General features: G+C 46.5%; 12 protein-coding genes and 2 pseudogenes. All 14 read right to left on the bottom strand.

Translation table 11 applies throughout. The features are described from left to right. Nucleotides 1-208: 208 nt before the first annotated feature. The 14 genes and pseudogenes from H1230_RS10620 to xseA all read right to left on the bottom strand — a co-directional run bounded on the left by H1230_RS10620 (nt 209) and on the right by xseA (nt 13,736). On the bottom strand, nt 209-517 hold the full coding sequence (locus tag H1230_RS10620) for a hypothetical protein (protein ID WP_154118551.1): 309 nt from the start codon (nt 515-517) through the stop codon (nt 209-211). A 128-nt stretch (nt 518-645) separates the two neighbouring features. Beyond that, nucleotides 646-1,305 carry a helix-turn-helix domain-containing protein gene (locus H1230_RS10615; RefSeq protein WP_239715434.1) on the bottom strand — a complete coding sequence of 220 codons (660 nt, stop codon included), beginning with the start codon at nt 1,303-1,305 and terminating at the stop codon, nt 646-648. Nucleotides 1,306-1,588: 283 nt separating this feature from the next. Further along, nucleotides 1,589-1,834, bottom strand: a complete 246-nt coding sequence (locus H1230_RS10610; protein ID WP_239715433.1) for a hypothetical protein — start codon at nt 1,832-1,834, stop codon at nt 1,589-1,591. A 334-nt stretch (nt 1,835-2,168) separates the two neighbouring features. Next, nucleotides 2,169-2,762, bottom strand: a pseudogene (locus tag H1230_RS10605) (YdeI/OmpD-associated family protein). 191 nt (nt 2,763-2,953) lie between these two features. Continuing rightward, entirely contained in the window at nt 2,954-3,766 is an 813-nt protein-coding gene (gene spo0A, locus H1230_RS10600) for a sporulation transcription factor Spo0A (RefSeq protein ID WP_239715432.1), read from the bottom strand. Nucleotides 3,767-3,964: 198 nt separating this feature from the next. Further along, a pseudogene (gene spoIVB / locus H1230_RS10595) lies at nt 3,965-5,097 on the bottom strand (SpoIVB peptidase). A 113-nt stretch (nt 5,098-5,210) separates the two neighbouring features. Next, nucleotides 5,211-6,938, bottom strand: a complete 1,728-nt coding sequence (gene recN / locus H1230_RS10590; protein ID WP_239715431.1) for a DNA repair protein RecN — start codon at nt 6,936-6,938, stop codon at nt 5,211-5,213. Nucleotides 6,939-7,109: 171 nt separating this feature from the next. Continuing rightward, entirely contained in the window at nt 7,110-7,559 is a 450-nt protein-coding gene (gene ahrC / locus H1230_RS10585) for a transcriptional regulator AhrC/ArgR (RefSeq protein ID WP_154118556.1), read from the bottom strand. A gap of 29 nt (nt 7,560-7,588) precedes the next feature. Continuing rightward, nucleotides 7,589-8,062 carry a hypothetical protein gene (locus tag H1230_RS10580; RefSeq protein WP_239715430.1) on the bottom strand — a complete coding sequence of 158 codons (474 nt, stop codon included), beginning with the start codon at nt 8,060-8,062 and terminating at the stop codon, nt 7,589-7,591. 86 nt (nt 8,063-8,148) lie between these two features. Further along, nucleotides 8,149-9,051: a TlyA family RNA methyltransferase gene (locus H1230_RS10575; protein ID WP_239717251.1), complete on the bottom strand. Its 903-nt coding sequence runs from the start codon at nt 9,049-9,051 to the stop codon at nt 8,149-8,151. A gap of 138 nt (nt 9,052-9,189) precedes the next feature. Then, nucleotides 9,190-11,094: a 1-deoxy-D-xylulose-5-phosphate synthase gene (gene dxs, locus H1230_RS10570; protein ID WP_239715429.1), complete on the bottom strand. Its 1,905-nt coding sequence runs from the start codon at nt 11,092-11,094 to the stop codon at nt 9,190-9,192. 93 nt (nt 11,095-11,187) lie between these two features. Then, nucleotides 11,188-12,135, bottom strand: a complete 948-nt coding sequence (locus H1230_RS10565; RefSeq protein ID WP_239715428.1) for a polyprenyl synthetase family protein — start codon at nt 12,133-12,135, stop codon at nt 11,188-11,190. Beyond that, nucleotides 12,125-12,379: an exodeoxyribonuclease VII small subunit gene (xseB, locus tag H1230_RS10560; RefSeq protein WP_154118561.1), complete on the bottom strand. Its 255-nt coding sequence runs from the start codon at nt 12,377-12,379 to the stop codon at nt 12,125-12,127. Before xseB ends, H1230_RS10565 begins: the two co-directional genes overlap by 11 nt. Then, entirely contained in the window at nt 12,351-13,736 is a 1,386-nt protein-coding gene (gene xseA / locus H1230_RS10555; protein ID WP_239715427.1) for an exodeoxyribonuclease VII large subunit, read from the bottom strand. The genes xseB and xseA overlap by 29 nt, the downstream gene beginning before the upstream one ends. Nucleotides 13,737-13,739: the final 3 nt, after the last annotated feature.

The following is a 13,739-nucleotide window of genomic DNA, read 5'->3' as shown; positions in this document are numbered from 1 at the left end:
AATTGCTCAATATCTATGAATTAGCAGTAAATTCTAAAGCTTCACCAGATTTCGTAGAAATTATCAAAACTGTTCTAAACGGCCGGGGCCTCATGTGATTATGATCTCTGCATGCATGTCTGAAAGACATAAAAAAAGATAGTGCCAAATCAAACCGGCATTATCTTTTTTATGTGCGATTACGTATTATTGCCGGATGCTGTTAAGACTACTCGATAAACTCCGTCTTAAAAACGTTCTCCAGCTTTCCACCAAGTCTTTTCTTCAGTGGCACTTTAATATCTCTACTGAGTTCCTTGAAGAAGGTATCCACGTCGCATTTCACGTTCTCTGCCATCGCGATAATTGTTCCATCCACGACAATATTTTGATTCACTTCAAGGGGAACATCTACTTCAATGTCATACTTTTTCGATAAAGTCTTAATGTAACGTGCAAATATCTCCAGCAGCTCCTCGTTATTGAAGTTCTCGATAGCGGCTTTTCCCTTGCTGGTAAATTTCATGTTAATTCTCATTAGTTTTTATATCCCCTTTTCTGTCAAACCATTTTTAGTTGTTTGTTTATGGATCAAGATGAATAGATGGCTGCAAAAAAGGCAACATTATTCATTTGTTATCAAATTTATGGGTTAAGAGTTGACCTTTACTTAAAAGTGCCCTTTATTCGTTGTACTTTGAATTGGGTAAACTCCTTCAGCTCTTGTATGACTAGGTCTTGATCCTCTTCTTTTAACTCATAAATACATTCCCGCAGCCATTCACCAAATATAAATGCTTGCCTCCCTTTACGGGGCTGCTTCCTTAACGAGTCTAAACTCCCCTCAAACTTATCGTTCAAGACATCGGTTAAGTTGTATTTCTCGATTTTCTCTATTACCATTCCTGCCCCATATTCGGTTTCATAAACTATGACCTCATTCGAATCAAAGGAAACATACGAAGTTTCTTTTCCTTCCTTGGCTCGAAATTCTTTGAGCTTGTTAAAAGCCTTCTCATAGATGTAATCTTGGGACTGATTATGCAATGGCAACTGATACTCTTGCTTCAAGGTCTTGATATATTCAACATCCGGCATATAATCAGCCAGATGATACATCCGGTTCTTAAGATCGGCTCCAAGAGCTTCAATGATTTTGTCCAGGTTATCTTTAAGTGGGATGCTCTCTCCCCGTTCAATTTTACTGAGCTGTGAATAGCTTATTCCGCTCTTATCTTCCAATCCTCTTAAGGTCAACCCTCTAGTTTTTCTGATGTGCCGTATGAAATTCCCCAGCTCATCAGGTTCATTCTCGAAAACGTTCATAGAAGTCACCTCACCTATATCATAACACAACACAACAATTTGTGTTTCAATATAACAATTAATCCCTGAAATTCTTTAGTCCACATCCTAATTATTCATTAAAAAACCACCATTTCACTTGGTTTTCACCAGCAAAACAAGTGGTATTTGTTTATTATGGATAAATAAATGAACCTTTCAATACGTTTTATCATCGCTTGTCGGCAAAACAATTTCACAAAATGAACTGGGTGCCAAGTTGGATTCTATGGCCAATATCCTTCTCTTTATGGTGATTACTGTATTAGTGATTAACGCTTTTTATCTTAAAGCTATGCACTCTCATCCACTTATCCGAAATAAACTCATCCAATGTTCCCGTCGCTGGTCTAACCCGAAATCGATGTTTCGTTCCTTTTTCCGATCCCACAGCATCATAAAATAAATCATCATGCATTTGCTTCAGATAATATACCCTCTTTAATCCCAAACGATTCAACAATTCAAGTTTCACACTCTCAATAAACATTTCTGAATACACCATAGCCATTATTTAAAATCCTCCCATTTATACTTCATCAACCTCACACTACATATTTCGAAGGTAATGAGGCATATTGATTATCGTGATGTTTTTTAATTGCATGTCTAAATTCCAATCTGTAGGTTCGAGCGATGGACAAAACCACTTAGAGCCACTATTAATCCATTCCTTTCTATAACTTTCAAACGCATTAATTAGTCCGTAGTTATAATCATCCACTCCATATTCAAAACCACAACAAGAACAAATTTCAAATGATTCGTTGCCCTGTTCATCATATGCAGGTTTCTCCAACATACCAAAACCACAAATGGGACATATGTAACCTACTCTTAACCCCCTAGTCATTTAATCCTTTTCCATTCAGAATTTGCTGCATATATTTTTCAACTCTTGAAGTTCGAGTTTTGGATTGTTTGGGTGCGGAGAAATATAGAAGGTAAGCTCTTTATCGTCCGGGCGTCAATGCTTCAAAAGCTGGTTTCAAGGCAGGGAGCTCAGCAAACTTAGTTTGAAATTCTTCAGGAATGATGAATTCTGTATTCTTTTTAAATTCCACTTCCACACCTGAATTTTCAATCTCAATAGCTTCATTAATGTAGGCCTTCAAGATGGTTTCCATTGCAATAATTTCTTCAACATCGGTGAACCGAATCTGGCGCCCCGCCTGTACATTCTCCGTTTGTTGGATTAGAATGCCACGGGCATCATGTAACAAAGCACCTTTGACAAACAGAAGCGCACAGTATTCTTTAAATCCATGTATTAAGACTATGTTTTTATTCTGAAATGTGTAACAAGGATGCATCCACTTAAACTCTTCGGTCAACTCACAGTCCAGAACAATATTTCTCAGCTTCTCATATTCTTTCTTCCACTTGTTAGCTTTACCTAAATATTCATCAACCTTAGGATTCAGTTTACTATTTGTCATCAAGGAGCACCCCTTTCTTCATCACTTATTGCGTATTTGCAACTCATAGGTTCAATTGTACTGCTTTTAAATGGATTGTACAGTTTGTGTACAGACCTCTTGTAACATAATAAAATAACCGCCCTTCATAGGATTATGGAAACCCAATGAATAGCGGTTATACATAGCTACCCTCATTCATCCTTACCCTTTCAAGAAACCTTATGCTCAATCCGCAGCTTGTCGGCCACCATGGCAATAAATTCCGAGTTAGTCGGCTTAGATTTGGAGATATTAATGGTATAGCCGAACAGATGGGAGATGCTGTCGATGTTGCCACGGGTCCAAGCTACTTCAATCGCATGGCGAATGGCACGTTCAACGCGTGAAGGCGTTGTCTTGAATCTTTCGGCAATGGCAGGATAAAGCGTCTTGGTGATCGCTCCAAGGATCTCGATATTGTTGTACACCATGGTGATCGCTTCACGCAGATATTGATAGCCCTTAATATGCGCAGGTACGCCAATTTCATGGATAATCGCAGTAATATTAGCATCCAGATTCTTGCCCTTGGAGATTGGCACAACGTTCGATCTGGAGGATGAGTAATTAGTCATATTTGAGGAAGAAGTCAGGCTGCCTTGGATGCCAACAAGCTGGCGTATGCGACTAGCCAATACCTCCATATCAAATGGTTTCAAAATATAATAAGACGCTCCAAGCTGTACAGCCCTCTGAGTGATGTTCTCCTGACCAAAGGCGGTCAGCATAATGATCTTCGGTTGGGGATTCAGATCCATATCGCGTAGTCGTTCCAGGACGCCAAGACCGTCCAAATGAGGCATAATGATATCAAGGATAAGAACATCGGGGACCTTATGCGCTCCACTTAACATTTGAAGCACTTCTTCTCCATTGTAGGCGATGCCTGTTACGGTCATGTCTTCCTGTTCCGAAATATATTCGGACAGCAAGTTCGTGAATTCCCTATTATCATCGGCCAACAACACTTCAATATTCTGCACTGGCTGTTTCCTCCTTAATTATATCTGCTATTCGAAAATAACATTTGTCATCTCTCCTTTTAAGGTTTCGACATAGGAATTCAATTCCCTTCTGTCGAATATTATTTTTCTTTATTTTTTTTCAACGTTGAACTATAATTAATAATTTATTTCAAGGTTCGTTCTTCTTCGCTTTGGTTCGACAAAAAAATCTTAAGGCTAAACCGCCTTAAGATTGTGGGGAAGCATATTCTCTTGTTGAGCTACACCGGAGTCTCTGAGCATCCACTCAATGAAACATCCGTAACCGGATTTAGGATCATTTACAAACACATGGGTGACTGCACCGACTAATCGCCCCTGCTGAACAATAGGACTGCCGCTCATGCCTTGTACAATCCCCCTGTCTTGTCCAAAAGACGAGGATCGGTAATGCGCAGCACCATCCCTTTAGTAGCAGGCTCCGCCTGATGTGCAACATGGATGATTTCAACATTAAAGCGTTCCACCTGCTGTCCATTTACAACTGTCAGGATCTGGGCTGGCCCTTCCTTGACTTCATCGCTCATAGCTACCGGAATCGGCTCCTTATAAAGACTGTGTTCAGGGTTGCGGGTCATTTTGCCGAAGATGCCAAAGTCTGTATTGCTCTCAACATTTCCGAGTACCTGACTTTCCTTCAAAAAATGTGCTCTCTTCTCACCAGGATCGCCATCCTGGCTTTTGGAAATTGAGGTTACGCTTGATTGCACAATATGTCCACTGCCAACAACGATGGGTGTTCCCGTGTTCATGTCCGTAATCACATGTCCTAATGCCCCATACACCCCTTGCTGTGGTGCATAAAAGGTTAAAGTTCCCACGCCTGCTGCGGAATCTCGAATGTACAGACCGAGCCTCCACACCTTATCGTTACGATCATACGCGGGCTTCAGCTTCGCCGTATGTTCTTTCCCACCTCGCTTATAGACAATGGTAAGCAAATTATTGTTTTTACCGGCGCGTTCCACCAGCTTTGCAACTTTCGATACTTCATCCAGCTTAATACCATCAATGGAAATCATCAAATCACCAGGCACAAGTCCACTGTTCTCTCCAGGTGAAAGCTTAGACTGCTGAGATACTTCGATCAGATGATGTCCTACAACCAGTACCCCTGCAGATTTCACCTTAACACCAATCGTCTGACCTCCCGGGATGACCTTTAGCTCCGGATGGGTTCGCTGTACAGCCGCCTGGCTAGGCTCATCCTGTGCTGCAGCAAAGCTTCGGACGGGTCCCGTTATGCCTGATAAACTAAGAAAGAAGGCAAGTAAAAGGCCGGGCATTAACTTCCTGAGGTTCGGCTTCAATGGCTGTCACGCTCCCTTTTGCTTCTTTCGCTTGACGAAAAAGGTGGTCGCCAATTGCGTACCTATAAGATAACCTTGCCCCAGGCTTTTATTACTGTCAATCATTGTCCCGCTTACAAAGCAGCAGCTTTGCTGGCTTCGGCCAGATTGAGCATTTCCTGTGCATGATGCAGCGTTTTTTCGGTAATTTCTACGCCGCCCAGCATCCGAGCCATCTCCTTTACCCGACCTTCATCTGACAAGGATTCCACCTCAGTCATGGTGCGTCCATCTTCAACCTTTTTACGAATCAAGTACTGATGATCGGCCATACAAGCCACTTGCGGTAGATGGGTAATGGAGAATACCTGGCAGGTTGAGGACAGCTTATACAGCTTATCCGCGATCGACTGGGCAGCACGTCCACTGACCCCAGTATCCACTTCATCAAAGATGAGTACAGGAATGGCATCATGACGTGCAAAAATACTTTTCATCGCCAACATGATCCGCGACAACTCGCCGCCTGAGGCGATTTTGCCCAGAGGTCTAAGTGGTTCACCCGGGTTAGGGGAGATCATGAATTCCGCACTATCAATGCCCTGTCGGGTCAGACGGATACGCCGATCCTGATACTCCACACCCCGCGGGTCCTCCAGCGTGTCTAGCTTGACCTGTAGCGACGTTCTTTCCATCTGGAGATCCTTAAGCTCACCTTCAACCTGAACCGCCAAATCAGTCGCACAATGCTGTCTTGCGGCACTGAGTGCTTCCGCTGCTTCCATTAAGTGCGATAACAATCCATTCCGTTTGACAGTTAATTTCTCAAGATATTCGTCTTTATTCTCCAGCAGATCAGTTTCACGATAAATTTGTTCATAATAAGCCAAGATCTGCTCTACGCTCTCCCCATATTTACGACGCAAGCCGGAGATCAGATGAAGCCGGTTCTCGATGTCTTCGAGACGCTGTGGATTGAACTCAATATCCTCACGGTAATCACGCAGCTGGAACGAAGCATCCTCCAACTGATAGTAGGCAGATTGCAGCTGCTCGAGCACAGCTTTTAACCCTTTTTCATCATAACGGACTGCATCCTCAAGCTTGGAAATGACATTGTTGATGGACTCCAGACCCTGATTGTCATACAGCAGCTCATAGGCACCGGTTACGGAATCCATCATTTTCTCGCTGTGGGATAGTTTGACCCTTTCTTCGGAAAGTAATTCATCCTCTCCCGCAATTAAACCAGCCGATGAAATCTCCTCAAGCTGAAAGCGGTATAAATCGAGCATTTGGTAGCCCTTTTGACTGGATTCCTGCAGCTCGCGCAGCTCTTTCTCCACTTTGGCAAAAGCTGAGTATCTCTCTTGATAAACAGCTTTAAGCGGACTGATCAAGCCTTCTCCATACGTATCCAGCAATCCCAAATGTGTCTCTGCCTTCAGCAGATTCTGATGCTCATGCTGTCCGTGAATGTTGACTAGCTGTTCACCGATTTCCCGCAGCATGCTTAGGTTAACTAATTGTCCGTTTACGCGTGAAGCGCTTTTGCCTTGTGAGGTGATTTCGCGTCGTATAACCAGATGCTCCTCTTTCTGTGCCCGGATACCCAGGCGCTCCAGTGTCTCCCAGACTGGATGACGCTCAGGCAGACTGAAGAGCGCTTCCATCTCTGCCTTTTCACAGCCGTAACGAATGGAATCCGCAGAGCCACGCCCTCCGGCAATGAGTCCAAGCGCATCAATGATTATTGATTTCCCTGCACCTGTCTCCCCCGTAAGCACATGAAATCCAGGATAAAAATGTACATCCACCGCCTCAACAACGGCAAGATTGCGAATTGACAAGGTTTCTAACACTAAAAGAGCACCTCCTGAAAGTTTTATGGAGCAATCACTCCATTGATTTACTTCGCAATAAAACTCGCTTCGAAAGCATATGCTTAGTTTTATGGAGCCTTAACCCCATTGATTGACTTCGCAATAAAACTCGCTTCGAAAGCATACGCTTAGTTTTGTGGAGCATAGTAGTTAGGATATGTATCCCATGATTTGCGCGATTACATTCTTGCTGTCTTCTGGCTGGCGGCAGATAATGAGAATGGTATCATCACCTGAAATGGTACCCATAATTTGCGGCCAGTTAATATTGTCTATCAGAGCTGCCACGGAGTTAGCCGTTCCCGGCAAACATTTCATTACAACCAGGTTGGCGGAGAAATCAATTTGCACAAAATTATCAACCAGCACCCGCTTCAGTTTCTGGGTAGGATTGTAACGCTGATCAGTTGGAAGTGAATATTTATATCTCCCATCATCCATCGGAACCTTAATTAGCAAAAGCTCCTTAATATCACGCGAGACTGTAGCCTGAGTGACCTGAAATCCAGATTCACGTAATGTCTCCACTAGCTCATCCTGTGTCTCGATATCCTTATGCGTTATAATTTCGCGAATCTTAATATGTCTTTGTCCCTTCATTGGTGCCTCCCGTATTTAAAAGATAAACTTTAATTCGATTCTCCATCATCTTTACCTAGCTTAATGACTTGAATGGTTGCAGTCGTAACATTCACATATAACACGCCGCTGCATTCCGGATAGATCAGCAGATAAGGCAGCAAGGTATCGCGTAATCCACTGCCGGTAAGATCCAGCGGCTTGCGTGGACGGGCCAGCATGACCAAATAGAACGAACTCTCTTCTTTGGTGGCAACGTAATCAATAAACAACCGGCTGTACAACGATAACCCGTCAACCTTAAAGGACAACGGAATTTTCAGTTTGCCGCCAATGATCTCGTACCCTGCCCCCTCCAGCAAATCTATAGAAGGATGAGGAGTAATCACTTTATTGAGGGGGATTTTATCCTTCATAAAGGAACGCGGAGAGCTCTGCAGCCATATGTAGATCCTGTACAGTATAAATATAGCTAAGGCTACTCCAATTAAACCCATGACAACCTTATCAGAGCTTTCCGCCACTTCCATCACCTCGGTGATTTATTCGCGTGAGGCCCTGCAAAATCCTGCTTACCACGAATTCTGCAGCCCTTTCTAGCAAAAGAAACTCATCTACGCGATGAGTTTCCATGAGTTGTATTGACACTGAAGGTTGAAGTAGCTTCCTTGATTACTTCGTCAGCAAGTGAGGAAAAGTTAAGCAAAGGTGATGCAGGTGAAGAATCCTCTACCTGCTGTATACCTTCTTCTCCGATAACTTTTTCTTCCGGCAGCAATGTCCAGTGAGCTAGAAATTCAATATTGCCTTCTCCACCAGTAATCGGCGAGAAGGTAAGACCCTTAAGAATATAGCCCAGGTCCGCAGCCATAGTCAGTACTTTAATAAGCACCTCTTTGTGCACCGCCGAATCACGAATTACACCGGATTTACCGACTTTTTCTCTTCCTGCTTCAAATTGCGGCTTGATCAACGCGGCGATATCCGCCGGACGTTGCAACAGTGCCATTAGCGGAGGAAGAATAATCTTAAGTGAGATAAAGGATACATCAATACTGGCAAAGTCCGGTACAGGCCCCTTAATATCAGGAGGAGTCATATAACGAAAATTCGTACGCTCCATTACCGTTACACGCTCATCATTGCGCAGCGACCAGTCGAGCTGATTATAGCCGACATCAATTGCATACACATGGCTTACTCCATTCTGAAGTGCGCAGTCTGTAAATCCTCCAGTGGAAGAGCCAATATCCAGCATGTTCCGCCCCTGCAGATCAATACCGAATTGACGGAGCGCTTTCTCCAGTTTCAGTCCGCCGCGGCTGACGTAAGGATGCACGGAGCCCTTTACTTTCAAAGTTGCTTCTCGGGATACCTTCATCCCCGGCTTCTCGATCCGCTCTTCATTTGCGAGAACAAGACCTGCCATAATAGCGGCTTTGGCTCGTTCACGGCTCTCATAAAAACCCTGTTCTACAAGCAATACATCTATTCGCTCTTTGCGGTGTTCCATGGTCATCTCCCGATTTGTTCCAATATAAGAATTTATATGTTTCACACGATAACTTATCCTTATATTCTCGAAGGAACGGGTACCGCTCATAAAAGGACGGCGAAGCCGTTTCTTCTTGGTGGGTTAACGTTCTTCCGCTTAGGAAGACGAAGTCGTCTTATATGAATAAGTGCTTAAAGTTATCATTGACTTGATACGTCCACACACCGCTTCAACAGTAAGTCCCGTTTCCTGGCGTTGCTCCTTAATAGAGCCATGCTCCACAAATAGATCAGGCACGCCCATCAGATGCACCCGAGTGTCGTAAATCTCATGCTCTGCATAGAATTCCAGCACAGCACTGCCCAAGCTTCCAGCTTGGCTTGCTTCCTCTAACACAATCATTCCGGTATTTGCCCGCGCCAGATCAAGCAGCATAGAGCTATCTAGTGGCTTCAGGAAACGAGCGTTTACCACCCCAACCTGAATACCTTCGCGCTTCAACACCTCTGCCGCTTCTTCGGCTACCTGAACCATCGGGCCGCAGGCTAAAATGGCATATTCGTCACCAGGTCGCAGCTTCTCCCAAGATCCAATTGGCAACACCCGCAGCTCGGCATCCAGTGCCACACCCGTCCCATTGGTACGCGCATAGCGGTAAGCAATCGGTCCATCATTATATTCTAACGCCGTCTTCATCATATGGCGCAGTTCGTTCTCGTCCTTCGGCATCATCATAACCATATTGGGAATATGACGCATAAAGGCAATATCATATACACCCTGATGTGTCTCACCATCGGCACCGACAAAGCCGGCACGGTCAATAGCGAACATGACATTAGCATTATGGCGGCAAATATCATGCACGATTTGATCATACGCACGCTGCATAAAGGTAGAATACACGGCAAATACCGGTTTCATACCCTCAAGTGCCAACGCTGCACAAAGGGTAGCTGCATGCTGCTCAGCGATTCCCACATCAATCATCCGGTCCGGGAATTCTTTGGCAAAAGGGAAGAGCCCCGAACCACCCGGCATCGCAGGAGTAACCGCGATTAGACGTTTATCTTGATGCCCCAGCTCGATCAGTGTCTTACCGAAAACCTCTGTATACATTGGATTTCCAACAGCCTGAAGCACTTGACCCGATTCAATTTTGTAAGGTGAAATCCCATGCCATTTATAAGAATCGGCTTCTGCCGGTTTATAACCTTTACCTTTGGTGGTAAGCACATGCACCATAACCGGGCCTGCTACGTTATCCGCTTGGTGGAAGACCTCAATCAGCTTCTCCAGATCATGCCCGTCAACCGGCCCAAGGTAAGTAAAGCCCAGCTCCTCAAATAGCACACCAGGTACCATCATATATTTAAGACTGTCCTTTACCCGTTCCGCAGTCTTCGCGAGTCGGCCCCCGATTGCCGGGATTTTTCTCAGCAGTCCCTCAACTTCATCTTTAGCACGCAAATAATGACGATCCGAACGGATTTTACTTAAATAATTGTGCATTGCCCCCACGTTCGGAGCGATGGACATTTCATTGTCGTTCAGAATAACCATTAGTTTGCGCTTCTCATGTCCAATATGGTTAAGCGCTTCAAAAGCCATTCCACCTGTAAGAGCACCATCCCCGATGATCGCAATAACTTTATTATCTTCACCCTTTAAATCTCGCGCCAGAGCCATGCCCATTGCCGCCGAGAGAGAGGTACTGCTATGTCCGGCTTCCCAGACATCATGCTCGCTTTCAGCACGCTTTACAAAACCACATAAGCCATCATACTTACGCAATGTATCGAAACGGTCTTTGCGGCCTGTCAGTATCTTATGAACATAGGCTTGGTGCCCTACGTCATAGATCATTTTGTCCCGAGGACTGTCATAACAGAAATGAAGGGCCAGCGTGAGCTCCACTACTCCCAGATTGGAGGCAAGATGCCCTCCTGTTACTGACAGCTTCTCGATAAGAAACCGACGGATTTCATCCGCAAGGGTCGCTAGTTCCTCGACCGACAATGATTTCAATGCTTGCGGATCATTTATTTGTGGAAGCAGCACGTGTATTCCCCGCTTTCCTAGATGTTGTAAAATATAAATCCCATTATAACACAAACGAAAGGGCTATCGAAGTATAGCCCTGTTAAGGTAGAATCAGTGATCGCGTGCCATTAAAAAGGCTGCAATCTCCAGCAGTCGTGTACTGTCCTGAAAACCGCCTTCCAACACAGCCTTCTGGGCTGCTTCAGTCAGACGCTTCACTTCTTCTTGCGAAGCTTCAAGACCGATAAAATACGGATAGGTTACCTTCTGCTGCTTAATATCGCTGCCTGTTTTTTTGCCAAGCTTGCCCTCATCCCCCACCAGATCCAGAATGTCATCCTGAACCTGAAAAGCAAGTCCAATTAATGTCCCGAACTGCCGCAGAGCTTCCAACTGTTGCTCAGTCGCGCCGGCGATACGTCCACCAGCCAGTAAAGAAAAGACTATGAGATCACCAGTTTTGTGCAAATGTATAAACCGTAGCTGTTCCAGATCAGTAAGCCCTTGTTCGCCTTCCATATCGGCAATTTGACCACCAACCATGCCGCGCGGGCCGGACATCTCTGCCAGATCCTCAATAATAGAGAGTGTACGCTCGGCAGGAATGTCGTATCGCCGTGATGCTTGAACAACGCTATAAAAAGCATGCGTCAGAAGCGCGTCACCCGCAAGGATAGCCGTCGCTTCGCCGAATACTTTATGGTTCGTCAGCTTGCCGCGCCGGTAGTCATCATTGTCCATGGCTGGCAGATCATCATGTATCAATGAATAGGTATGGACCATCTCTATTGCAGCAGCTACAGGCAGAGCAGCCTCCCGGCGTCCTCCCAGTGCTTCGCAAGCGGATATAACCAGCAGCGGCCGAAGTCTTTTGCCGCCAGCCTTGAGTGAATAGTCCATCGCCTCACGCAGATTCGCTGGCACTTCCCACTCAGTTGGGAGAGTACTGTCTAATTCGCTAGCGACAAGATCACAAATCGCCGCAAAATAATCCTGAAATGGCTGGTGCAGAGTCTTGCTAGTCGAGCTTTCTTCAAGGCCCTGCTCCTTACGCCTCATCGGTATCCCCTTCCAGCCGTCCGCCGAATGGTTTCTTGCGCAACTCTCCATCCTCAAGGGTAATCATTTCGATCTTGCGCTCCACCTGCTCGAGCTTGCTGCCGCAAAGCTGCGACAGCTTCATACCCTGCTGGAATAAATCGATGGCCTTCTCCAGGGGAACGTCGCCGTGCTCAAGCTCACGTACGATATCCTCCAGTCGGTCCATAGCTCCCTCAAAATCCAGTTCCGTTTCCTTCGCCATCGTCTTTTGCATCCTCCTTTATTCCCCGCACTTGGCAGTCAAGTTGTCCATCATTTAGCTTTATCACTACAAGATCGCCAAGCTCGACTTCTTTCAGCGATTTGATCAAATGCTGTTCCTCTTGGTCATAGACGAGGCTATAGCCTCTCGACATTACCTTAAGCGGGCTGAGTGCATCCAGATGGCGCATCTCCGCCCCGAAGCGGGAGCGCTTGTCCTGCAGGCGTGCCTGCATCGCGCTCAGCAGCTCGCGGCGCATGCTTTCTGTGCGCTGCCGAGCGGCGAGCACACCGTCGCGCGGGTTATAGCGCTGCAGGCTATGCTGCAGCACAGTCTTGCGCTCGCGCGCCCGGCTGAGCCGGGCTTCCGCTGCACCGCTAAGGCGCTGGCGCAGCATGTCCAGCCGCTGCGTGTGCTGCGCCAGGTAGCGGCGCGGCCCTACCAGCGCGAGCGAGCGCTGCAGCGACGCCAAGCGCTCGCCGCCGCGTTGGGAGCGGCGCAGCAGGCTCTGGCGCAGCCGGTTCTGCTGCTGGCGCAGCTGAGCAGCAAGCTCGCCCGCGTGCGGCACAGCCAGCTCAGCGGCCGCCGTGGGCGTTGCCGCACGCAGGTCAGCGACAAAGTCGGCAATCGTGAAATCGGTCTCGTGGCCAACGGCCGAGATAACCGGAATAGCCGATTGGTAAATCGCGCGCGCGACCTCCTCCTCATTAAACGCCCACAGCTCCTCAAGCGAGCCCCCGCCGCGTCCGACGATCAATACATCCGCTTCGCCCATGGCGTTCAGCGTCTTGATCGCCTTTACAATAGCAGGCGCAGCGCCTTTGCCTTGCACCAGTACGGGATAAATCACGATCGGCACCTGCGGAAAACGCCGCTGGAGCGTTATCACGATATCCCGGACTGCTGCTCCTGTCGGTGAAGTGACCACACCGATGCATTTGGGAAAACGCGGCAGCGGACGCTTACGCTCCGCTGCGAACAGCCCCTCCTGCGCAAGCTTGCTCTTCAGCTGCTCATACGCCAGATACAGACTGCCGATCCCGTCAGGCTGCATCTGTGTCGCATAGAACTGATACTGCCCGTCCCGTTCATAGACAGTCACATTGCCCCTGGCAATAACACGTGCGCCTTCCTTCGGAACAAAAGGCAGGCGCTGGTTGTGCGAAGCAAACATAATGGACTTTATCCGGCTGCTCTCATCCTTGAGTGTAAAATACATATGCCCACTGCTATGATGTGTGAAATTGGATATTTCCCCACGAATCCATACGTCTGAGAGAACAACATCCGAATCCAGCTTCATGCGGATATAACCGTTAAGTTCTTTTATCGAGTAGACTTTCCGCTCTACCGCCATGAC

Origin of the sequence: Paenibacillus sp. 19GGS1-52 (assembly GCF_022369515.1) — a bacterium.
GTDB lineage: Bacteria > Bacillota > Bacilli > Paenibacillales > Paenibacillaceae > Paenibacillus_AQ.
This window is presented reverse-complemented; position numbering and strand designations above follow the sequence as displayed.